At 59.8% G+C, this 19,646-nt stretch carries 20 protein-coding genes; 11 read left to right on the forward strand and 9 right to left on the reverse strand.

The window, feature by feature from the left end:
- The first annotated feature begins 1,368 nt into the window (after positions 1–1,368).
- Positions 1,369–1,938 (forward strand): hypothetical protein, encoded by a 570-nt coding sequence (locus AC0L27_RS39365; protein WP_473323325.1) that lies wholly within the window; start codon positions 1,369–1,371, stop codon positions 1,936–1,938.
- 66 nt (positions 1,939–2,004) lie between these two features.
- Here the strand turns inward: AC0L27_RS39365 and AC0L27_RS39370 are convergent, their stop codons facing one another.
- Positions 2,005–2,403 carry a helix-turn-helix transcriptional regulator gene (locus tag AC0L27_RS39370; RefSeq protein ID WP_473323327.1) on the reverse strand — a complete coding sequence of 133 codons (399 nt, stop codon included), beginning with the start codon at positions 2,401–2,403 and terminating at the stop codon, positions 2,005–2,007.
- Positions 2,404–2,642: 239 nt separating this feature from the next.
- Between AC0L27_RS39370 and AC0L27_RS39375 the strand changes: the two genes are divergently transcribed.
- The 4 genes from AC0L27_RS39375 (at position 2,643) to AC0L27_RS39390 (ending at position 6,686) form a co-directional block, all read left to right on the forward strand.
- Positions 2,643–2,876, forward strand: a complete 234-nt coding sequence (locus tag AC0L27_RS39375; RefSeq protein WP_354206470.1) for a hypothetical protein — start codon at positions 2,643–2,645, stop codon at positions 2,874–2,876.
- Positions 2,877–3,017: 141 nt separating this feature from the next.
- On the forward strand, positions 3,018–3,308 hold the full coding sequence (locus AC0L27_RS39380) for a hypothetical protein (protein ID WP_473323329.1): 291 nt from the start codon (positions 3,018–3,020) through the stop codon (positions 3,306–3,308).
- Positions 3,309–3,352: 44 nt separating this feature from the next.
- Positions 3,353–5,728 carry a VapE domain-containing protein gene (locus AC0L27_RS39385; RefSeq protein ID WP_473323331.1) on the forward strand — a complete coding sequence of 792 codons (2,376 nt, stop codon included), beginning with the start codon at positions 3,353–3,355 and terminating at the stop codon, positions 5,726–5,728.
- A gap of 499 nt (positions 5,729–6,227) precedes the next feature.
- Positions 6,228–6,686: a hypothetical protein gene (locus AC0L27_RS39390; protein WP_473323333.1), complete on the forward strand. Its 459-nt coding sequence runs from the start codon at positions 6,228–6,230 to the stop codon at positions 6,684–6,686.
- 11 nt (positions 6,687–6,697) lie between these two features.
- On the opposite strand, the gene AC0L27_RS39395 is transcribed toward AC0L27_RS39390, so the two are convergent.
- A complete protein-coding gene (locus AC0L27_RS39395; RefSeq protein WP_473323335.1) occupies positions 6,698–7,381 on the reverse strand; it encodes a recombinase family protein in 684 nt (227 codons plus the stop codon).
- A gap of 333 nt (positions 7,382–7,714) precedes the next feature.
- On the opposite strand from AC0L27_RS39395, the gene AC0L27_RS39400 reads away from it, so the two are divergent.
- The 5 genes from AC0L27_RS39400 (at position 7,715) to AC0L27_RS39420 (ending at position 11,910) form a co-directional block, all read left to right on the forward strand.
- Entirely contained in the window at positions 7,715–8,014 is a 300-nt protein-coding gene (locus AC0L27_RS39400; RefSeq protein WP_473323337.1) for a hypothetical protein, read from the forward strand.
- Positions 8,011–8,745 carry an HK97 family phage prohead protease gene (locus AC0L27_RS39405; protein ID WP_473323339.1) on the forward strand — a complete coding sequence of 245 codons (735 nt, stop codon included), beginning with the start codon at positions 8,011–8,013 and terminating at the stop codon, positions 8,743–8,745. The genes AC0L27_RS39400 and AC0L27_RS39405 overlap by 4 nt, the downstream gene beginning before the upstream one ends.
- A 5-nt stretch (positions 8,746–8,750) precedes the next feature.
- The gene (locus AC0L27_RS39410) at positions 8,751–9,353 is read left to right on the forward strand and encodes a hypothetical protein (protein WP_473323343.1); all 603 of its coding nucleotides are present in this window, start codon (positions 8,751–8,753) and stop codon (positions 9,351–9,353) included.
- A gap of 579 nt (positions 9,354–9,932) precedes the next feature.
- Positions 9,933–10,106, forward strand: coding sequence for a hypothetical protein (locus AC0L27_RS39415; protein ID WP_473323346.1), 174 nt, complete (start codon positions 9,933–9,935; stop codon positions 10,104–10,106).
- A gap of 205 nt (positions 10,107–10,311) precedes the next feature.
- Positions 10,312–11,910, forward strand: coding sequence for a DUF1254 domain-containing protein (locus AC0L27_RS39420; RefSeq protein ID WP_473323348.1), 1,599 nt, complete (start codon positions 10,312–10,314; stop codon positions 11,908–11,910).
- A gap of 215 nt (positions 11,911–12,125) precedes the next feature.
- On the opposite strand, the gene AC0L27_RS39425 is transcribed toward AC0L27_RS39420, so the two are convergent.
- Together AC0L27_RS39425 and AC0L27_RS39430 are read right to left on the reverse strand one after the other, a co-directional pair.
- On the reverse strand, positions 12,126–12,350 hold the full coding sequence (locus tag AC0L27_RS39425; protein ID WP_473323351.1) for a hypothetical protein: 225 nt from the start codon (positions 12,348–12,350) through the stop codon (positions 12,126–12,128).
- 82 nt (positions 12,351–12,432) lie between these two features.
- Positions 12,433–12,720: a hypothetical protein gene (locus tag AC0L27_RS39430; RefSeq protein ID WP_473323353.1), complete on the reverse strand. Its 288-nt coding sequence runs from the start codon at positions 12,718–12,720 to the stop codon at positions 12,433–12,435.
- 163 nt (positions 12,721–12,883) lie between these two features.
- On the opposite strand from AC0L27_RS39430, the gene AC0L27_RS39435 reads away from it, so the two are divergent.
- The gene (locus tag AC0L27_RS39435) at positions 12,884–13,228 is read left to right on the forward strand and encodes a response regulator (protein ID WP_473323355.1); all 345 of its coding nucleotides are present in this window, start codon (positions 12,884–12,886) and stop codon (positions 13,226–13,228) included.
- Here AC0L27_RS39435 and AC0L27_RS39440 read toward each other — a convergent pair.
- The 5 genes from AC0L27_RS39440 to AC0L27_RS39460 all read right to left on the reverse strand — a co-directional run bounded on the left by AC0L27_RS39440 (position 13,225) and on the right by AC0L27_RS39460 (position 19,419).
- The gene (locus AC0L27_RS39440; protein WP_473323357.1) at positions 13,225–13,569 is read right to left on the reverse strand and encodes a response regulator; all 345 of its coding nucleotides are present in this window, start codon (positions 13,567–13,569) and stop codon (positions 13,225–13,227) included. The genes AC0L27_RS39435 and AC0L27_RS39440 overlap by 4 nt on opposite strands.
- Positions 13,570–14,024: 455 nt before the next feature.
- Positions 14,025–16,001 carry a hybrid sensor histidine kinase/response regulator gene (locus AC0L27_RS39445; RefSeq protein WP_473323367.1) on the reverse strand — a complete coding sequence of 659 codons (1,977 nt, stop codon included), beginning with the start codon at positions 15,999–16,001 and terminating at the stop codon, positions 14,025–14,027.
- Positions 16,002–16,545: 544 nt separating this feature from the next.
- Positions 16,546–16,728 carry a hypothetical protein gene (locus tag AC0L27_RS39450; protein ID WP_473323361.1) on the reverse strand — a complete coding sequence of 61 codons (183 nt, stop codon included), beginning with the start codon at positions 16,726–16,728 and terminating at the stop codon, positions 16,546–16,548.
- Positions 16,729–17,478: 750 nt separating this feature from the next.
- The gene (locus AC0L27_RS39455) at positions 17,479–17,682 is read right to left on the reverse strand and encodes a hypothetical protein (protein WP_473323363.1); all 204 of its coding nucleotides are present in this window, start codon (positions 17,680–17,682) and stop codon (positions 17,479–17,481) included.
- A 330-nt stretch (positions 17,683–18,012) separates the two neighbouring features.
- A complete protein-coding gene (locus AC0L27_RS39460; RefSeq protein ID WP_473323365.1) occupies positions 18,013–19,419 on the reverse strand; it encodes a tyrosine-type recombinase/integrase in 1,407 nt (468 codons plus the stop codon).
- Positions 19,420–19,646 lie beyond the last annotated feature (227 nt).

Here is a 19,646-nt window from a genome sequence, read left to right on the forward strand (position 1 = left end):
CTAAGGGCAGGGCGGATTGCTCTCCGTGAGCCCAAGGCTTCGTTCCGACGAGCGGCGCTGCTAGGCTTCGTCTCGTCTGTAAGTTTCCGGCTCCGTCGACAGGGCTGGGAAAACTGCGGCGAAATGGCGGGCCGTGCGTACGGCAAAACCGTGTGGTCCTTGCTGCAAGCGCTTTTTCCGGCCTGTTGAAGGCGGGGAAAGTGCCTGAAACTAAAGGCATAGTTCGATTTCTGCCGCACTAACGAAAGGCCCGCCCGAACCTGCCGGGCCCTATTAGGCCCTAGTTTCATATGCAGCCCTTTGGGCGAGAGCTGTGGCTGCGCTCGTTCCGGTCGAGCTGCGCCCGGTAGCCGGACAGATCGCGGCGCGGGCCTGCTGGATGCGCTGGCGCGGCCTGCCCTGGGCGCCCGGCGCTGTCGGCGCTGCACGGCCTTCCTGCGGCCTCGACGCTGGCGTCGAAAGCCTGACGGCGTGCCGACGTCTGCCGCCTCTCTATCGCCCATCGCGATGTTTGGCGCGGTTCTCGATATTGGCCGCTCTCGATAAGCTGTTGATGTGGATCAATGCGAAGCGCCCACATGGGGATGCCCTTCCCTTGGCAGGGTTCATCCGGTCCAAGGGAGATTTGACATGAGTGCAATCACCAAGTCGGAAATGGTTTCTCGCCGAAAGGTTGTTTCCTTAGTGGGATTGGCTGCTGCGTTCGGCTTCGCGGCGGCTCCCACGGTACTTGCCGTCTCCGATGCTGAGGCCCAGACAGTAGGCATGGAACGGCGTCAGGACCGGCGTGAAGGGCGGCATCAGCGGCGTGACGACCGTCGCACGGGGCGCACCGAACGACGTGAGGAGCGGCGCACAGGTACGGCTGCTGGCGCGGCTCCAGCCGGTACAACTACCGGCTCAGCTAAGTAACCTCACTGGCCCGGCGAAGTCAGGACGGTACGAGCCGGTGCTCGTGCCGCGGATGTGCACGCATGACCGGACCCGCGCAGATGCCATGTACCGGCGTCTAACGCGCTTGGCTAACGTATGTGGCCTCGCCGCCGATCAGGTGGTCTAGGTCGGCCCGGTCGTGCGGACTGAACCGGCGCTGCTTAATTCGAGAGTAACGAGCCTTGCCAAAAGGGTCGCGGGATAAAGATGGCCAATCACGCTTTCGATGTTGCATAGACCTTTGACGCGCCGTCCCGTACCCCTTGGGGATTGGTCCATGCGGCGGCGGGAATTCGTTACGAATCTTGGCCGTGCGACAACAACGTGGCCGCTAGAAGCGCGCAGGTAAGCGCATGCGGCGCGTCGGTGTGGTCGCGGCCACCACCGCGCCGGACGATGCGGGAAGGTAAGAGCGTGGGACTACAGGAGGTAAACATGGCCGAGCCTAATCGCAATGGGATTTCCGCGCGATTGTGGCGGCTCCCTGGGCAGTTGCTGCTGGCGCTGATCAATGCGACAGCGATTCTGGTTATCGTCGCCGCGATTCTTGCGCTGGTCGCAATTGCGCGCATCGACCATTTTGCGGAAAACGTCGTCGCAACGATGACTGAGGCCGTATTGTCGAAAGTCGATCTGCCGCCGAAAGACGTGCTAGCGAATCTCCGAAACCTGACGGCAGAAGTCCGCACGCTTGGCAACGAGCTTCGGGAGATTAAGGCAGGAGAGCATCCAGCCCTTCAATCCGAGATCACGCAACTGAAGGAGGCGCTGACCGTCCTGAATGTCAGCGTCGACCGGCTCGGAAGCGCGAGATCGATCCTCACCGACGAAGCGATTGGGCAATTGGGCCGGACGGTCAGCGACGAGCTTATGAAGCTAAGAGACTGCTCTTCCAGCACTCGCCAAGCGGCGCCTCACCGCACCCTCAAAAACAAGACAGTCGAAGCCTGGGAGACCGCCGGCCCTCTAAAGCTGGCCATGAAAATTGACGTACCGCCGCTATGAGTCTCACAAGCGGTCTTTGGCTTCATGACCTCTCGCTGCCCGGTGGAAGCGGACATCGGTGCCCTTTCAGCCTGAGGCATGCCGCCGTCGCCCTTTGCCCCGCGCCCGGTTCGGATTGAATTCATCGACCGCATGCTGCCAAGCAACAATCTCATCCTCAAACCAAACCCGCCGGTTTGGTGAGATGTAGGTCGATCTCGGAAAACGGCCCAACTTTTCCAGCCGGAAGAGCGTCGTTCTGGAAACCGGGACAATCTCAAGGACCTGCTTTTCGTTGAGCATGCGTCGAGGTTCGGAATCCCCCCGCGCGCGATCGGCTCTCGCGGCTTCCACTTGCTTTGTGGCGGTCATCTGGAGCACCACGCAATGTCTTGGTGTTTCGTCTTTTTGCCGCAGCATCTCGCCGTCGTCCAGCACAAGCGGGTCGCCGTTGCGCACCGATCTCGCGGCAATTGCCAAAAACATCAGGTCTAGTCACGTCTAGCTTTTCTGCAAAAAGTCGGTGCGAACGATTTCAACGCGTTGCGCATATTGTCGCTGACGGTGAACGTCTAGCTTTTCTCTACGCGTCTAGTCATTCAACAGAGCGGGGAATCTCGCGCTTTGGCGCGGGACCGCGTAGTAGGCTGCACGAGTTTTCGTTGCTGTTTTGACGCAACGTTGCCAGCGTTGGGCATGCTGATTTGCCAAACCTGGAGATCGTCATGAGCAGGAAGATTCAAGAGACCGGCGCCATTCCCAAAAAGGGAGTTCGCGTCGCGCTCTCACTCGATCATGAGCAACACGAGCAGTTGCGCCTCATCGCTTACAGTGAGCGTGCGACGATCCAGAAGCTTTTGACGGAAGGTTTTGAGCTGATGGTGGCGAAGCGCGCGACATCCGAGAAGTTGTCGAAGCCCGCGCGCTCGACGCGTCGCGCTGAAGCAGTCCCCGCTTAGCAAATCGGCCGCGCAGCGGGTACTGCGCGACCGACGGCAGGCATCATTCATAGGGTCACCGAACACGGCCCTAATACCACGCCCGCCGAATGGTTCCTAGTGCCCGCCGCGCGACCTCACCTAAACAAGAGGTCCGCCCCAATGATAGTCGACGACAACACCTATCCGCAATCTATTCGCGTGGCCATTCATCGCGCCCGCGGCGGCCAGTTCGTAACCGCGATCGATGGTCAGGAAATCTGCCGCTCTCTCAACCCGACGATCTGCGCGGCGCTCGTGTTGTTCAGGGCCGGTTACCCCCTCGCGACTGAAGTCGTCTTCGAGCATGACGATGGCGATGATGTCATGACATTGGGTCAGGCGATGTCATGGCGCGAACGAGGATTGGGTAAGGTGCTGTCGTTTGAAAAATATGGGAGGTCCGGATCATGAGCGACACTTCGGGCGTGACACCTCTCATCCCAAACCGCGAAATGTTGGCGCAGTTCACCGACTTGATGTTCAGGAACGCCAAGCCGGACGGCGTGGTATCGCTCCGTGCATTTCCCGACAATACCAACGGCAAAAAAGCGAAAGCGATCTTCGTCGAGGGAATCCGCATCAACGATCCACAGTTCCTTGACGTAGTCACCGAGCGCGCGAGTCAGGCAGCGAACTGGGATCAGTCCGCCGTGTTCTGTCCGCCAATCGCGACATTTCGGAATCATCAGAACGCCAAAGCCGACAATATCAGCGAAGGGCTGGTTCTTTCCGTCGAATGCGACCAGACCCCGCAGGCGGCGCGCTCCAACTTGGAGGCGCTGCTAGGTCCGGCGACAGCAATCATTGCGTCCGGCGGCGAATGGACCAATCCCGGGACCGGCGAAGTCGAGCAAAAACTCCATCTACATTGGAGGCTGAGACAACCGACCTCAACCGAGGCCGAGCACGAGCTGCTTCGCGAGCTGCGCGAGCGGGCGACCAAGCTGGTCGGCGGCGATGCCACCGCGATCTCGATCGCACATCCGTTACGCTGGGCGGGCAGCTGGCACCGCAAGCGCGAGTCGCGGCTGGTTAATCTGGTTGCGTCCTCGGACAATGAGATCGACCTGGTCGAAGCGCTCGACATCCTGCGCGACGCGACCAGCGCGCTTGAATGCGACGATGCCAGCGTGAAGCAGACCGGTAAGCTGCCCGCCAACAATTACGCAGCGGTGGCCCAGGCGCTCAATGTCATCCCGAACAAAGAGCTGCATTGGGACGACTGGAATCGCATCGGGATGGCGATATGGGCCGCAATCGAGGGCTCGGAGATCGGCCGCAAGTCGTTTCACAAATGGTCAGGTCGGTCATCGAAGTACGACCAGAAAGAAACCGACGCTCGGTGGGATCACTACAAAACATCTCCGCCGACGAAGATCGGGTTCGGCACGCTGGTCTATCTGGCGCGGCAACACTCGCCCGGCTGGAGCTACAACAAGGTCACCGCGCCGAATGCAGCGAATTCTCCGAATAGCGCGCAGTCGATAACTCCCGACTGGCGCGAGAAGAAAGGTTCTATGCCCATTCCATCGATGCATAATGCGAGACTGGCGATCAAGGCAATCGGTGTCGAATGCTCCTACGATACGTTCCATGAGAAGCTCTTGTTCGGCTACAAGGACGACAGCACCCGGCACGTCGTCGCGCAGTTTCTTGGCGAGGTCAGTGATCACGGCGTCATGAGCCTGCGGCGGGTGCTGTCCGATCGTTTTGGCTTTGATCTCACGGAGAGGCATGTGAGGGATGCCATCATCTCGTTGGCGCTGGAGCATTGCTTTGATCCGGTCGCCGACATGCTCGATCAGGCCGAAGCCGATTGGGATGGCGTGCCTCGGCTCGATCGCATGGCTGCGGACTATCTGAATTGCGAGGACACGGCACTGAGCGCCGCGTGCGTTCGCAAGGCCATGATCGCCGCTGTCGCCCGCGTGCGACATCCGGGATGCAAGTTCGATACGGTGCTGGTGCTGGAATCACCCGAGGGGTGGAACAAGAGCACGGTCTGGCGACTGCTGGCCGGCGACGAAAACTATTCCGACGAAAGCATCATCGGCAAAAACAGCCGCGAGGTACAGGAGCAACTCGCCGGCGTCTGGATTCATGAAAATGCCGAACTCGCCGGCATGAGGAAAGCGGAAGTCGAAACGGTCAAGGCGTTCGCGAGCCGCACCGTCGACAGCGCGCGGCCGGCCTATGGGCGGTTCCTAAAAAAACAGCCGCGGCATTCGATCGAGGTCGGCACCACCAACGGCGACGAATATCTGCAGTCGCAGACCGGCAACCGCCGGTTCTGGCCAATGAGAATTCTCAAGGCGATCGATCTCGACAAGATACGACAGGACCGGCTCCAGCTGCTCGGTGAGGCCGCCCATTACCAAAGCCAGGGCGAGGCGCTGACGATCGACGAAGCGATGTGGTCCGATGCCGGCGCCGAGCAGGAGAAACGCCGCGTCAAAGACCCGTGGGAGGATGTACTGGCCGGTCTCCCGGCGACACCCAAGGGAAGCGCGTATTTCAACGCGAACACCACCCCTCAAATCATTCATCTGGTCGGAGACTTCCAACGCGTCGCCACGGCGACGCTTCTAGCGCACATCCTCAATGTGCCGATCGCCCTGCAGACGACACACCACACCATGCGCCTCGCCAACGTCATGAAGCAGCTGGGCTGGCAGCGCAGTGCGAACGGCAAGGTCGTCGTCGACGGCCAGCAGGTGCGCGGCTACTTCCGCGCGGTGTCCAAAGACGAACCTGAATATCCGTCGGCCTCATCTGTGCGAGGTGAAGAAGCCGAGAAAGCTAAGAGAACCGGGAGAGCCCCGCTATTTTAGCATGGTTGTTTGTCTGATGTCGCCAGAGCGATAGCCGACTAGCCGGCCTAAGCCACCCCAAAACCTATTTTCCAACACTCTGCTGGACAATCGCGGTGGTGCCGCGAGGCCCCTCCCTCCAACGCCGGGAGGCGGGCTGTATAATTTTGCAGACTAGTCGGCTAGGTCGGCTAGGTCGGTTAGGTTGTTCTCCCACAGTCAGAACTCGAATTGTGCGATGCCGGCTTTTTTTTAAAAAGGTCGGCTTTCAGGGCCTGGTCGGCTACGCCAGTGGGTGGTGGCAGCCCGCCCCGGGTCGCGGTCGTGAAATCCGGAAAATCGCAAGGTATGTTTGCCGTGCATGGATGACGCGGTCGATCGCGACGAACCATGGTCGTGGTGTTGCTGTTGCCGGTGGCACCGCAAAGGTCAAGCCGGCTGAAGCCTCGCCAAGATGGGCGTGAAGGAGTAGCTTTTAGCCTCCGACCTACGTTTCTTTACTGAAAAAGGAAAAGCTGGAATGCCACGGCCGCCCGAGGATTTCGTTCTATCTAACTTGCGCGAACCGATCACAGGTAAGGCGAAGCGGCTCAAAAACCTCGAAACGCGCAAAGGCCAAGGCCGCCCGAAGGGCGCGTCATCGAAGATCGTGCGCGATTTGAAGGAGGGCTTGATCGAATCCGCCGTTCAGCACGGCCGCGACGGCAGAGGCAAAGATGGCCTAGTGGGCTTCTGCATCCATCTCGCCGTGAATCATCCGAGGTCGCATGCCGGTCTGCTTGCCAAGCTTCTGCCGCTGCATGTCTCGAACGACAGCCCTAGCGCTGCTTTGGTCGGCACAATCAACATCCTCGGAATTCCGCACGATCAAACGCACGACGGCCGGATCATGTCCGAGCTGTCGCCATCGTTCGAGCGCGAATCGCGCCCGCCGATGCGGGTGGTCGAGTCCGCCAAGGTCGAGCCGGGTGAGGATTGATGGGCCTGCGCTTATTGCCGACCCATCTGTTCGAGGAGCCGCGCGATCTGCGCAGCATTCCAAGTGCCTCCGCGTGCGGTCGAGATACCCTCGGCATTCAGGCCCGCCGCAATGGCCCGTAGCGACGTAGCGCCGCTTTCCTGGAGCCTCCGGACCGCTGGCGCCAGATCAGCGGCCCGTGCCGCGACGCGCGCTTGGATGGCCTCCGCAGCAGCCTTATGGGCACGCCGCGATGGCACCTGACCACGGTCGCCACCGAGCGGTTTCTTTGAGCGAGCGAGCGCGGCTTTCGTCCTACTGCTGATGAAGCCGGCCTCAAGCTCGGCAACGGCGACCATTTGCGTCAGCATGAATCGGCCGGTGGCCCCTTCAATCTGCGGCAAATCGGCAAAGCGCACATCGACTCCGGCCTCCAACAATCGACTCAAGAACGCCACCGAGCGGGTTAAGCGGTCAACCTTCGACACCACCAGCGGACACCGATGCAGACGCGCTGCGGCGAGTGCTGCGTCGAGCTGCGGCCTATCGGAACGCTTGCCGCTTTCGTGCTCGGTGAACTCGCCAACGATCCGCCACTTACCGCCGTTCAAGTAAGTCTCGACAGCCTGCCGCTGTGCGGCCAGACCGAGTCCGCTGCGGCCCTGTCGCCTGGTCGAGACGCGATAATAAGCGACGAACTTGTCGTGCGATGTCATCTTGATACCTCTGTCACAAACCAGTCAACGAGCGTTGACCGATATGTGACAGTCGATAAGAGCCGGGTCAACCCGTTTCCGGTGAGATCACCTAGGGAGGGGGGAGGCCTTGTACCTCTTAGGGCCCGGAAATTGGAGGGCGGGCACGACCTCCCAAATTTTTCCAGAAATTTCCCTGTTGCAGTACAGCGCGCGTATCACGCCCATCGTGCACCGAGTTCGCTTGATCTCGCCGCAGCCATGATAATATCCGTGCGGTCAAAGTGGTTCGCGGCGGACGCGACGTTGCCCAACCACCGGGCCCGGCTTCTCATCGCCGCACACCGGAGGACAATGATGGCGACGCGCAAGGAAGTTCCGCAACGCGGTTCGTTCGTCATTGCCGACGGCGGCCGTGCCGTGATTCATGACAAGCGCAGTCGGATCGGCAAAGGCCAGTTCATGGTTTCGACGCCGCGGACATCCGACCTCAGACTCGCACAGCGTTATCCAGAAATGGCCGGCATGATCGAGGCCGCAGGCCCGCTCTATGGGCCGGAGTTTGAGCGCGAGCGCAATGAGGTCCTTGAGTTAGCGCGCCGGCTGCGGGCGGTCCGTCTTGATCTTGAATCCTCCACCCGGAAACGGAAATGATGATCGGCCGCGAGCTGAAAGCGAAACATCGGCAGCTGTGCGAGCGCCACAAATTTCGCACCGTGCCGCGCGAGGTGCTCGCTCTGCTCTCGCCCGTCGCCGGCCCGCAGATCGTCATTGGCCGAGCCAGCTCGACCATGGTCGATTTCGAGCGGATGAGCTTCGCGCACGGCGCGCTGCACTTCGGCACGCTGCCGCCGCTCTATCTCCGCCACGACACCAGCCGCGTCGTCGGTCGCATTCTCGATCTGGCTTACCATGCTGACGGATTGCATATCCGCGCGGAGGTTACTGACCTTGAGGCCGCGCGGATGCCGGCGCTCAGCATTGCCGCCACCGTGCTCGCCTCCGAGGTCATCAACGAAAACAGCCCGAGCGGATTCCATTTCATCATCACCGGCGCGCGGCTTGACGAAGTGTCTCTCACCGACCGGCCGAGCTGCTCGACCGCGCTGATCTTGAGTCGCCGCGACGTCGGCGCCAGCGAGACCGCCACCGATGACGTGCTCGCGTCCGTCGCGCGCTGCCGGGCCGCGCTTGAACAGCTGCGGGCCGCGTGGTCGAGACCAAACCTTAATTCCGCTCAAGCTGAATTAAGCTCGCCACCACCGCCACAGCGCGTCGAGGTGGGCACGGCACCGGCTCACATCATCGGCCGGCTTCCAATCGCCGCGATGCGACCGCGGCCGACGCAATTCAGCGCGATGGTCGCGCGATTCCCGAGAGGATGAACATCATGGCCTTTTTCAATCGCAAGCACGTCGCCGGGCCCGAGATCAGCGGCACCACAGCATTGCGCGATCACCTCCGGGTTCGCACCTCCGGCCCGAACGGGACATCGTTCGCGAAGATCGCGTTCGAGGTTTGCGACGCTATCAATGACGCCGCCGGCCGTGCCTCCGCCTACGACACCGCGAAGCGAATGGCACCGGTCGGTGCCAGCGAAGTCACCATCCGCGGGATTTCAAATTCGCTGCTCGCCACGCTGACCGTCACCGGCACCGCCGTCACGGCGCAGCAGCTGGAGCAGTTCGCCACCAACGACAGCTATGACCTCTCCGCTGAGGTCAAGGATCAGATCGCGCGCTTCCTTCATGCTGGGCACGCCGTGTTCAACGCCGAGGCCGACCGGCTAGAGTCGGCCTATCGGCATGAACCGAACGTCATGTCAGGAATCCCGCCGCAATGGCGGCACCCGAATCCGACGATCGGCGCGGCGCAGGACGCCTGCAAGGCCGCGATGATTGCCGCACGCGGACCGTCCCCGCGCCGCTCACCCGTGCCCCCGCTGGCGCCGTCGCTGGTCGCCAGCACCAAGCCGCGGCCGGGCTGGCGGTGACACGTGTAGGTCTTAAACCCGGGGAAATTTACGGAGTAACCGCGGCTCCGCTTGTGATCCGCAAAAAGGCCGCAGCGCCTTTCGACGCTGCGGCCCCGCCGGGTTAAAAACAATTCGTAAAATATGACCAGCCCCGGCAGACAAAAAGCTACGTCCGGATTTTTTCGCCGGCAAATGGATTCTAGGGTTTCCGTTAACAGAACAGCGGCGCCTGTGGCGCTCCGACGACAGTTCCTATTCACGCCACTAGGCGTAGCTTCGCCCTTAACCGATGCGTCGGCAACGACACGCCTGGAAGAGTTCGCCGGAGGCCGCAAGAATGTCCATTCCGCTTCTGCCAGCAGCTGACCAAGCTTATGATGGCGGCAGTGCGATCTACGATGCCGTCAGCCGAGGCGCTCGCTGTGAGCTGTACCGTACGGAAACGGCAAGGGAAAGTTTCTGTGTGTGCGCCGAAGTCGCATAGGCCATGTGACGGATGTGTGACAGCCTCTCAATGTGCGCACGAACAAGCATCCGGAGCGCCCCGGCCTGAGTTGGTCCAAATCAATTGAAAATTCGGTCGGAGGCGCGCGCCCCATGAGCGAAGAGCAATTAACCGTCGCTCAGTGCGATGAAGTTGAGAAGGCGATGCGTGAAGACGCTGCCGCGTTGCCCCCGGGATCGCCGATGAGAGAGAAACTGTTGCAGATGGCGAAGGACTACCGCCTATTGGGCGACCTTAAAAGATCAGTACTTCCACAAGTGCACTGATCAGCCGGCGTGATGTCCGCTGTCGTTTGGTAAACCCCGCGCCGACCTAAATTTGCCTCGACGGCAGCCTTATGACGCCCCACGGCCCGTTCCTATACCCGCGCGATAATGACGCGCCGTCCTTGGTTGCCGAAATTGCATAGTCGGCGCGCGAGCCATCTGGCAAAAATTGGCCTCTCCGACAGCCCATGAAAAGGATCGGCGAATGAAAAGTCTTTGCGTCCTGGCAGCCGTTTGCGCCGGCTTGATATTGCCTCGCATGGCGACCGCTCAAGTTCGTCCATCGATCACTACGCCGGACAAAGTCGAGACGCGGCTCGGCACGTTCGATTTCAAGGATGGTGCGCCCGGAAAAGCCACCTTGGAGAAGGCCTACGACTACGTCGATTTCACGCACGCTTACAATGCCTTTGCAAACACCATGCAAGGGGTGAGCCTAGTCGCCGCCCGCAGGGGCTTCTTGGAGGCAGGCGTCAAGGACAATGAGATCCTCATTTTTTCCGAGTTGATGGATGCAAAGTCGCTTTTCCTGACTGCCAACGCAGATACGGTGTACTTCCTTGGGTTCATCGACGTCTCCAAAGGGCCGATGGTGTTCGAGGTGCCGCCCAAGGTTCTTGGAGCACTCGACGACATGTGGTTCCGCTGGGTCACCGATTTTGGTCAGCCGGGTCCTGATCGTGGGCTCGGTGGCAAGTATCTCATCCTGCCCCCGGGTTACGATGGTCCGGTGCCGGAGGGCGGCTACTTCGTGTCCCGATCCCGGACCAACCGGCTGCTGATCATGGGCCGCGCTTTCCTTGAAAACAAAAACGATCCGAAGCCTGCGGTCTCATCCATCAAGCAGTTCACTAAGATTTACCCGTTCGAGCCCGGCGGCGTCGGAACACCAATTGCCGAGTACCTCAGCGGCAAGTCCAAGCTAGGCAGGATCGGAGACCCGCCGCCTACCAAGTTTCACGAAGGCAGCGGCAAGGTGATGAACACCGTTCCGCCCAACGATTTCAGTTTTTACGAGATGCTAAATGAAATCGTGCAGCAGGAGCCTGCTACATCCCTCGACCTCGAACAAATGGGATCGGTCGCAGCCATCGGTATCGTCAAGGACAAACCGTTTGCGCCGGACGCGCGAATGAAGAAAATTCTCGCTGACGCCCTTGCGGTCGCCAATGCCACCTCGCGCTCCCTGTTCATGAACCCTCGCGATCCGAGCTGGTTCTATTATCCTGATTCCGCATGGATGAACTTTCTGTTCGTCACCGGGTACGAGTTCGAGACACCAATCCCAGAGATAACTCGTGAGGGCGTCAAGCCCTTCCCAGCCACGGGCTACCGGCAGTTGGATGCGCGCACTGCCTTCTTCTACTACGTCACCGGTATCACACCAGCCATGGCGATGCGCGTGCCGGGAATCGGCTCGCAATACCTCCTCAACATGCTGGATGCCGACAAGAATTACTTCGACGGCTCCAAGACCTACAAAGTGACGCTACCCAAGGGAATACCGGAGGCGAACTTCTGGTCGTTCACGGTCTACGACAATCAGACACGCTCTATGCTTGACACGCCGCAGCGCCACCCGCGCGCTGGTAGCCAGAGTTATCCGTCGCCCGCTGCCGAAACAGACGCCGACGGCACGACGACAATTTACTTCAGTCCGACCCAGCCTGCGGACGTCAAACGTGGAAACTGGATACAGACCGACCTGAAAAAAGGGTGGTTCACTATCCTGCGTCTCTACAGTCCGCTTGAACCGTTCTTCACCAAGGAATGGCGTCCGAGTGAGATTGCGATGGTGAAGTAGCAACCGCTGCTACCGCTACGAGCGACGCCGCCATCGCGTGCGTGGCGGCGTCCGCTCTTCGTAACGCAATCTGGCCAGCCTAAATCCCCGCCAACGGAGGCGTAGCCCCGGCCCGGAGGGACGAGAGGCCGGGGCTACTAAGGTCCGCGTGCCGGGCTGGAGGCATCGGCACGAGCAAGCCCAATTGCAAGCTCGCCGGTTCGCTCCTGGATTGGTCATTCCACCGCTCGCAGACCTTGCGCCGTCGGCTCATAGCGCTGGCCGTGCTGTTCCAGCCAGCCGCCTTCAACCATCTTCCGCGCAAGAGCCATCGAGCATACCGGCTGACTGCCGCCTGGGTGGTAGAGGCTGTCTCCGCGCTGGAACAAGTATCCGTAGGTACGCGCCAGCCGTAGCGGCTTGATCATCGCGGGAAAGAGAGTGACGGAATTGTCTGTCATTGCCCACCCGAACACGCCGGATGACTGATCCGTTCCCGATCAATTCCGGGCGGCGCCAGCGACTACGACTGCCATCGCGGGCTTACGCGCGATCTAAATCCACGAGATATGCCAGCACCAAGTCTTCTGTCTGTGCTTTGAGAGCGGCCCCTCGATAGATGACAATCTCGGCTTCGTCGGCTCTGCGAACTGTCAACTTCGCGGTCGCGGAGCAAAGCGGCACGCCGTTCGATGTCATCGTGATCAGGTCCTCCCGAACCCAGTCCTCTTTGCATAGCTCGAAGGCTTCAGGGTAATTCTTCGCCTCGAAGGCGAACGTAGGCTGGCCGTCAACGTCCATCGCGAATACGGAGCCCGAGAAAACGGTCATTGATCTCACTATTAAGGGGCATCGGTCAGCCGTGGGTTAGGGACGGTCACACAAATGTTTTGGAGGCGCAATCGAGACTGGACTTCAAGGCCAGCCCGGAGCCATGTTAAGCCGGCATAGCTTGGGATTAGTAGCCGGGTACAATGCGGGCGGGGGTAGCGTTATGGCGTCTGTGCTTCTGATCGAGGATGAAGCGCTCATACGCATGATGATTGCGGACATGCTGGTCGAGCTAGGTCATAGCGTGGCTGGGGAGGCTAACGGTTTGCAGGAAGGACTTCTGCTCGCTTCGGCGCCGGGCGTTGATGCCGCTATCCTCGACATCCAGCTTGGCGATCATAGTTCTGTCGCCATCGCGGAGGCTCTGCAAAGCAAAAGCGTTCCGTTTGCGTTTGCGAGCGGATATGGGGCGGCTGGCGTTCCTGAAGGATTTCGGAATTATCCGGTCCTTCAAAAGCCCTTCACAATCGAGGAGCGTGAACGCTGCTTAGCGACCCTGTTGCGTTAACAAACGCCGGTCGTTTGCTGCATCACGCGTGCTAGGTCTTCTTCAGAGAACGGCTTCCTGAGCATCGGGAAGCCATCACGCCTCCGCTCCCGGCCAGACAGCTGAAGAACCTTGAGCGTCGGACGAATGCGCGTGGCTCGCTCGGCCAGTTCATGACCATCTATGCCGGGCATGTTGATATCGGTGATTAAGATGGAAATGTTCGGCTGGCGCGATAATATATCGAGAGCTTCGTCGCCGCTCTGTGCGCATACCACGTTGCAACCAATATCTTCGAGCATGCTGGCGATCACGTCGAGCACGTCGGCATCATCATCTACGACGAGAACTGTGTGAGCCATTGAAGAACCTCTCGGTCTTAACCTGCGTCTAGTTCGGACGTTCCGAGCTGCCATTCCCTTCTGGTTGTTAGCGCTTGATCCGAGCAACGTCTACGCGAGTACGGTTAACAGCACTAACCGGCCTTGACGGAACCGGAACCTTCTTCGTACGTTTTGTGTGTGTGGTGCATCGACTGGGAAACGAGAGCATGGCACGGCGTAGCAGGGTCATCCAATCCACCTCCCTTGAAGTACGGCTTACTCAGGAAGCGAAGCGCCTTCGCGAGGAGGCCTTGCAACTTCCTCCGGGTGCTGCCCGCGAAGAACTGATCCGAAAGGCTCGCCAAGCGGAGACCGGGTCACACATGAGCGAGTGGCTGGCATCGCCCGGGTTACAGCCGCCTAATTGACCGATCTCAGATCGAGATAGGACCTAGTTCTGTTGTCCGTAAGGTGAGCCGGGCATGCCAGGCAGGTCATTCATTCTGGTCGAGAATTTCCCTCACGCGCAGCGCGAGTTTTGCTTGGGAAATTGGCTTCTCCAGCAGATTGACGCCTTCGTCCAACCTTCCCTGATGGACGACGGCATTGCGTGAATACCCGGTCATGTACAGGACCTTCAGGTTCGGTCGAATTTGATGCGCGCGCCTTCCAAGTTCGCGTCCGTTGACTCCTGGCATGACAACGTCCGTCAGGAGAAGGTCTACCTTGGAGTCGTCCTGCAGAAGAATAGTCAGAGCGGCTTGAGCACTGCGAGCCGTGAGGACGCGGTAATTGAGATCCCGCAGGACGTCAGAAATATAGGTCCGGAGATCTTCGTCGTCCTCGACCACCAGAATCGTCTCGTAAATCTCACCCTCTGCGCGTTCCTCAGGTGCGATTTCCTCCGGCCGTGCATTCCCGGTGAAGCGTGGAAAGTACATCTTGATCGTGGTGCCTTCCCCTACCTCGGTATAGATCTTTGCGTGACCTCCCGACTGTTTGACGAAACCATAGACCTGGCTAAGTCCAAGACCGGTGCCGTGGCCTGGCTCCTTCGTAGTAAAGAAGGGTTCAAAGGCGTGACTGAGAACGTCTGGCGACATTCCGCCTCCCGTGTCACTCACGCAAATGGCCACGTATTGACCAGGCGCTAGCTCAGGATTGAGACGGCAGTAATCATCGTCAGCGGAGATGTTGGCAGCTTCCAAGGTCAACTTGCCGCCCTCAGGCATGGCATCGCGAGCATTGATCGCGAGGTTGACGATGGCTGATTCCAGATGGTTGGCGTCAGCTTCGATTTGCCAGAGGCCCGCACTTCCGACCGTTTGGACTTCGATCCGCTCTCCTAGCGTGCGTTGCAAAAATTCCTGCAAGCCAGTGATGTAATTGTTCACGTTGACAGGTTTAGGATCCAGCGCCTGCCGTCGAGAAAACGCAAGCAAGCGACTGGTCAACGCCGCGGCTCTCTGCGCGCCTCGCTTCGCGTTTGCAAGGGCACGGTTCAGGTTGGGTCCTGCTAGCTTGGCATGCCGTTCAGCTGTTTCGAGGTTACCAAGAACAATCATGAGCAGATTGTTGAAGTCGTGTGCGATGCCACCGCTGAGCTGCCCCACGGCTTCGAGTTTTTGAGATGCCGCCAGTTGGTCCTGGACGTGCCTTAACTCCTCCTCGGCCTTCTTCCGGTCCGTAACGTCGCGCGTGACCTTTGCATATCCGACGATGTTTCCGGTCTCATCCGTGATGCGATCAATGATGACTGACGCCCAAAAGCGGGAGCCATCTTTGCGTACTCGCCACCCCTCCGCTTCGAAGCGCCCTTGTTCCGCTGCTTCGGCAAGCGCACGGTTGGTCACTCCGAGTTCTAGATCCTCGGGAGTGTAAAACGCACTAAAGTGTCGGCCGATGATTTCCGACGGTGCGTAGCCTTTAATTCGCTGCGCTCCGGGATTCCAGGTCGTCACGTTTCCCAGCGGATCCAGCTGGAAAATCGCGTAATCGACCACGGCTTCAATCAGCTGGCGGTAGCGCCGCTCACTGTTGAGGAGTTCTTCGAGGGCTTGCTGCCGCTCTGTAATGTCTCGCGTGACTTTGGCGAAGCCAATAAGTTCACCGCCTTCGTTGCGTACAGCGTCAATGATCACAGAGGCCCAGAACTGACTTCCGTCTTTGCGCACTCTCCATCCATCCGCGCTAAAGCGGCCTTCTTGGGCCGCGACGCTCAAGGCGCGCTGTGGCAACTCTTTGGCACGATCTTCCGGGGTATAGAACGACGCGAACGACCTACCAATGATCTCGTCAGGTGCGTAGCCCTTCAACCGTTTCGCGCCAGAGTTCCAGCTGCGGACCGTGCCATCCAAGTCGATCATGTAGATGGCGTAGTCCACGATTGCGTCGATAAGCAATTGAAGTCGCGCGGTATCTCCGATCCTGTCAAGTTTTGACTGAGGGCTTTGCAAATCGTGGGCTCCAATGGCGGTAAACAGAGAACAACTGCATAGACACTGTATGGTTCCGGATTGGAGAGTACAGGGTGATACAACGCAACACATAGTCGAATGTCGGTCCGACTTCGGCCGCATCTTCCCGCCGCGCTGGCCGCACGCTTGTGCAGAGGAATTTCGGCTCGATGCCGGATAGCCGCACAGCGTCGGCCCAGCAGTCGGCGTTGATCTCGATGTGATGACCGCAGCGATAGTCCCGGCGTAGATCAGCACGTCGCGCACGCCCATCTCGCGCATCTCGCCGAAGGTGATTTTCTGAGGATAGGCCGGCATGGATTTCTCAAGGCGTGCCAACTCGCGCGGATCCTAAGCTTCCGGCTGACTACCTATGCCGACGGCGCCTGTTCATTCGCTGCGGCCATTGCGTGCTCAACCTCATCCGCCAGCGCATCTAAGTGTTGTGCATGCTTCGCGAACAGCTCCCGCTTGTTCCGGACGGTTGTCAGAGCGCTGATCAACGCTGCCTCGGCCGCCCGCTGGCGCAGGGTTTCCAAATGGGTTCGATAGTCCTTTATCAGCAGGTGTCATCGGGTTTGTTCGAATCATCCACCTGCTTGAAGAAACCGCGGACTACGGGCACAGCGTCTTTGATCTGATAGCAACAGAAGCTGTCGACAGATGTTTTGGTGCTGTGATCGAACAGTTCCAGCCAAAACAGCGGCGTGCTATCAACATCGCCCGCCGGATCAGCCAACATCCGGATCTCATAGCTGCCAATCGAAGCGACCGAAACCGATGCTTGAGGACCACCTTCGGGAAGAGAGCAGAGTCTGACGTAGGCTTGCGAAATTCTCAATTCAATTAGCGTCGACGCGGACGTGTTGCAATCTGTCAAAACTCAAGATCCTAAAAGCTGGCGTTGCGCGTTGGATGCATAAGTGCGCGCCGCGCCGATGCCGCAGCGCTGCACTTCGCCGGAATAGGCGGTTGCAAAGAGATATGCTTGTTAAAAGCGGCCAATTATTTGTTATGGTGAGCCACAGGAATACATCGACAGCCTGCGCGGCGTGATCCGGAAGCTCACCCACCGGGCCTTGAACTGATCTCTCGGCCTACCCGATTCCAGCATCGTCAATTGGCTCACCAAGCCGCTACTCTGAAAAGGTCGGCCGCGCGTCTCGGCAAGCACTAGCGGCAGATCCGGCACAAATTGCATAGCGGCAAAGCCACATAGCTGCATCGCGCTTCTCCTCATTGTGTCGGGTCGCCATCATGGTGATGATGGTCGTCATGCTACCAGCCATCGCCGGGTGAGCCGAGAGGCGCATGGGGACAAAGTGCCGACCGCTGAACGATGCCGTGCCTATGCCGCGGAGTACAAACTACGTGCCACTGAACCCGGAAATTCACCCCGTCGAACGACCATTCTGACGAACATCTCACGAAGCTGGACGGCGCTCGCGCATCAGCTCGATAGCCTTGCAGATCTCGCGAACTCGGAAGGCGGCTAGAAGCCGCCGGTCCCCTTCTTGGCCTGTCGGTGGTCCGGCCTGATCGCGGCGCCCCGCTTGCCGCGATGTTGGCACACGAAGCGCGGCTCGACGTCGGAGAGCCGGACATGGTCGGCCCAGCCGTCTGCGCTGATCTCGGTGTGGGCGGTAACGTCCGGAATAGTGTAAATACCCGTTTCGAATAGGTCTGGACCCGCCACGCTTTTTTGCCTTTATCCGCCGCTGTCCCCCAGAGGCCGGGTGCACGACAAGATTGCCATGAAACGCCATGGTTGTGCGAGCATCATGAGACCTGCCGGAGTCCCTCGCGGGCCGCCGCCGGACTTCGCCGCCATCCACAGGGCTCCACCGCCATTCATATAACTTTCTCGCAGCCGGTCCGCACCGGATCGCGACGCAAATGTAGACACTGCGGCGTCAGTGCTTTGATATGTCTAGGCTTTTCATGCCCATACACTCCCTGCGCAGGGGATGGCCTAGCCCGCACGGGAGGCGTGCCGGCCTAACGCTCATTGGATGACGCCACTCGGTCACGCGGCAAGCCGCGGCCCCTCCTGGTCGGAGATCTTCGTGACTGGCGTCCCGATGATTTGCCGCAGCTCGGTGGCGATTCCGTCCAGCACCGCCCGCTTTTCTTTCATCCGTAGGGAGTGGTTGTAGACCTTGCCCGTGACGGTCGGCACGATGGTGTCGCCCTTCTTCGTCACGGCGTGGTCAAGGCATTTGGCGATGGCAGCGTCGTCATAGCCGAGATCGCCGGCCAACGTCGCCGCCGTCCGCCGCAGATCGTGGGGCGTGAACGGCTTGAGGCCCAACAGCTCACAGAGCCCAGGCGTCTTGGTCTTCTCCTCGTTCTTCTCGTGTTTGGTGCCGCGCAGCGCGTCAGCCATTGCTTTTCGGTGAATCGGCTGGCCCTTGTACATCGGGCTTTCGAATACGAACTGCTGATCATCCGAGGTCAGCGCCTCCTTAATGATCGCGACGGCCAGATTAGACAGCGGTTGTTGGATGATCCGGCGCTTCTTGACCCGCTTCAGGGGAACGTCGAAGCGCGGGTTATCGGCGTCGAGGTCGAACAGTTCATCGCGGCGCGCACCGAGCAACTCGCGGGAGCGCAGCATGGTCACCAGCTCGAACTTCAGTGCCAGTCGGGTCCGGCGGTCCCACGGTAAGTCTGCGCGGTCGAGACCGTGCCAGAAGATCCTGATCTCGTCCTCGGACAGGACCCGCGTGCGGGGATGTTCCGGATCGAGCTTCGGCAGGTTGACGCAGGGGCTAGCGGTCACATAATCGCGGCCAGCCTCCGCCGCCCAGTTGAACAGGCTTGAGGCCGCTTTGCGCATATGACGGGCGTTGCTGACGGAGGGCTTGCCGAACTTCCCCGCGACGATGTCATTCGAGAGTGTTGCGATGTCATGCTTCGTGACGTCTCTCGCGAGTGTTTTGCCAAGCCTCGCACCGAGGAAGCGGCGCAGGTGGCTCGCCGTATTTTCCCAAGCCTCCAGCCGGGGCCGCATCTCGCCATCCGGCTTCTTGACTAGCGTCTTCATCCAGTCGATCCGCTCCTCAATAATCTCGGCGACTGTCTTGCCGCGCTTTGCCTTGTTAGCCTTCTGGTCCCGGAAACTCTCGGCGAGAGCTTCGGCACCCAGTCCCTTGAGGCCGTAGACCCTACTGCGGGCGTCCTCGACGGTGAAGGTCTCGGGATTGTAAACGCCGAGCCAGCCGGTGCGCTGCTTCCCGGTCTGCCTGTCGGTAAACTTGTACGAGAAGGTCGCGACGCCCGCCGCCGTGATGCTGACGTAGAGACCAGGGCACTTCCGGTCGTAGAGCTTGGTCCGCTTGGCGACCCGCTTCTCGCACAAGCGGTCGGTCAGGATGACGCTGCTATTGCGGCCGCGCTTGCCGGCGGGGGAGGGGACAATGGTAGTATCCATGTGGTTTCGGCTCCTAAGGCTTGGGACCAAAGGGCTCGGCTTTAGGGCTTTCAGTTTGTCGTGCGGACGCTGAAAGACTTAGGGCCGGGCCCTTATTTTGGTAAAGCCCGCTGAAACAGCCCGCATCAGGGTAGTCGAAAGGTGCCTGTTTCAAAGTCTTTTGTTAGTTTCGGCGTGTTTCACCGAATGCCAAAATATAGACGTGTGGTCCTGGCCGTCGTTGCTAC

The organism is Bradyrhizobium sp. Ken51, assembly GCF_055807435.1.

Coding starts and splice junctions, on each gene's coding strand:
- AC0L27_RS39400 (WP_473323337.1), top strand. CDS start 7,715: ATGATGGCGACGCGCAAGGAAGTTCCGCAACGCGGTTCGTTCGTCATT.
- AC0L27_RS39405 (WP_473323339.1), top strand. CDS start 8,011: ATGATGATCGGCCGCGAGCTGAAAGCGAAACATCGGCAGCTGTGCGAG.
- AC0L27_RS39440 (WP_473323357.1), bottom strand. CDS start 13,569: ATGGCTCACACAGTTCTCGTCGTAGATGATGATGCCGACGTGCTCGAC.
- AC0L27_RS39410 (WP_473323343.1), top strand. CDS start 8,751: ATGGCCTTTTTCAATCGCAAGCACGTCGCCGGGCCCGAGATCAGCGGC.
- AC0L27_RS39375 (WP_354206470.1), top strand. CDS start 2,643: ATGAGCAGGAAGATTCAAGAGACCGGCGCCATTCCCAAAAAGGGAGTT.
- AC0L27_RS39430 (WP_473323353.1), bottom strand. CDS start 12,720: ATGACCGTTTTCTCGGGCTCCGTATTCGCGATGGACGTTGACGGCCAG.
- AC0L27_RS39415 (WP_473323346.1), top strand. CDS start 9,933: ATGAGCGAAGAGCAATTAACCGTCGCTCAGTGCGATGAAGTTGAGAAG.
- AC0L27_RS39395 (WP_473323335.1), bottom strand. CDS start 7,381: ATGACATCGCACGACAAGTTCGTCGCTTATTATCGCGTCTCGACCAGG.
- AC0L27_RS39450 (WP_473323361.1), bottom strand. CDS start 16,728: ATGTTGGCTGATCCGGCGGGCGATGTTGATAGCACGCCGCTGTTTTGG.
- AC0L27_RS39370 (WP_473323327.1), bottom strand. CDS start 2,403: ATGTTTTTGGCAATTGCCGCGAGATCGGTGCGCAACGGCGACCCGCTT.
- AC0L27_RS39435 (WP_473323355.1), top strand. CDS start 12,884: ATGGCGTCTGTGCTTCTGATCGAGGATGAAGCGCTCATACGCATGATG.
- AC0L27_RS39420 (WP_473323348.1), top strand. CDS start 10,312: ATGAAAAGTCTTTGCGTCCTGGCAGCCGTTTGCGCCGGCTTGATATTG.
- AC0L27_RS39390 (WP_473323333.1), top strand. CDS start 6,228: ATGCCACGGCCGCCCGAGGATTTCGTTCTATCTAACTTGCGCGAACCG.
- AC0L27_RS39365 (WP_473323325.1), top strand. CDS start 1,369: ATGGCCGAGCCTAATCGCAATGGGATTTCCGCGCGATTGTGGCGGCTC.
- AC0L27_RS39460 (WP_473323365.1), bottom strand. CDS start 19,419: ATGGATACTACCATTGTCCCCTCCCCCGCCGGCAAGCGCGGCCGCAAT.
- AC0L27_RS39425 (WP_473323351.1), bottom strand. CDS start 12,350: ATGACAGACAATTCCGTCACTCTCTTTCCCGCGATGATCAAGCCGCTA.
- AC0L27_RS39380 (WP_473323329.1), top strand. CDS start 3,018: ATGATAGTCGACGACAACACCTATCCGCAATCTATTCGCGTGGCCATT.